This is a genomic window from Anaerobacillus alkaliphilus (genome assembly GCF_004116265.1).
Lineage (GTDB): Bacteria > Bacillota > Bacilli > Bacillales > Anaerobacillaceae > Anaerobacillus > Anaerobacillus alkaliphilus.
Genome location: NZ_QOUX01000062.1, coordinates 1 through 555, shown reverse-complemented (window position 1 = coordinate 555; position 555 = coordinate 1). Strand labels below are relative to the sequence as shown.

The window sequence follows — 555 nt, the reverse complement described above, 5'->3', positions numbered from 1 at the left end:
GGCAAGGTGGTGTTCTACCACTGAACTACTTCCGCATATAAATGGCTGGGCTATCTGGATTCGAACCAGAGAATGACGGAGTCAAAGTCCGTTGCCTTACCGCTTGGCTATAGCCCAAGATCTAAAATTAATATGGGGCGATCGAAGGGAATCGAACCCTCGAATGCCGGAGCCACAATCCGGTGCGTTCACCACTTCGCCACGACCGCCATAATATTTATTTTTCTTTTGGCAGGGGCAGTAGGAATCGAACCCACGCTGGAGGTTTTGGAGACCTCAGTTCTACCGTTAAACTATGCCCCTAAGTTTTAAATCGGTTGGTGGAGGGGGACGGATTCGAACCGCCGAACCCTAAGGAGCGGATTTACAGTCCGCCGCGTTTAGCCACTTCGCTACCCCTCCGAATATAGAATTACTATTTTAGTATGAAATGGCGGACCCGACCGGGATCGAACCGGCGATCTCCTGCGTGACAGGCAGGCATGTTAACCGCTACACCACGGGTCCAGGTTTATATGGAGGAGGAAGAGGGATTCGAACCCCCGCGCCGCTTTC

General features: G+C 52.1%; 5 tRNA genes. All 5 read right to left on the bottom strand.

The features are described 5' to 3' along the window. Positions 1-42: 42 nt before the first annotated feature. The 5 genes from DS745_RS24335 to DS745_RS24315 all read right to left on the bottom strand — a co-directional run bounded on the left by DS745_RS24335 (position 43) and on the right by DS745_RS24315 (position 507). Positions 43-117, bottom strand: a tRNA-Gln gene (locus tag DS745_RS24335). 16 nt (positions 118-133) lie between these two features. Further along, positions 134-209 (bottom strand) — tRNA-His (locus DS745_RS24330). Between the two features lie 20 nt (positions 210-229). Then, positions 230-303: transfer RNA gene (locus DS745_RS24325), tRNA-Trp, on the bottom strand. A gap of 15 nt (positions 304-318) precedes the next feature. Next, positions 319-402, bottom strand: a tRNA-Tyr gene (locus tag DS745_RS24320). A 29-nt stretch (positions 403-431) separates the two neighbouring features. Beyond that, positions 432-507, bottom strand: a tRNA-Asp gene (locus DS745_RS24315). Between the last annotated feature and the right edge of the window lie 48 nt (positions 508-555).